Here is a 205-nt window from a genome sequence, read left to right as displayed (position 1 = left end):
CTTGCAATACTTAAAAAATATAAAGACGATTTAACTAAAGAGCAATATGAAGGTATTAAATCTGTTATTTGCGGACACGCTATTGAAGATATGTTTGCAAATGAAAAAGATGTTATCGATATGATAAAAATTGCAAAAGATGAAGCAAATGCCGATGAAATAATCGCCGAATATAAAAGAGAATGGGGAGTATGAATGCAAAATG

The 205-nt window shown here is 30.2% G+C and carries 1 protein-coding gene; it reads left to right on the top strand.

The genetic code is table 11. From position 1 onward, the window contains the following. The coding region (locus CCO88_RS09740) for a hypothetical protein (RefSeq protein WP_002822024.1) at positions 1 to 195 on the top strand (195 nt) is incomplete at its 5' end. Positions 196 to 205: the final 10 nt, after the last annotated feature.

This window comes from Campylobacter coli LMG 9860, assembly GCF_000254135.1.
Classification (GTDB): Bacteria; Campylobacterota; Campylobacteria; order Campylobacterales; family Campylobacteraceae; genus Campylobacter_D; species Campylobacter_D coli.
Note: the sequence above shows the minus strand (reverse complement) of the source record. Positions and strands in the feature narration are given on the sequence as shown.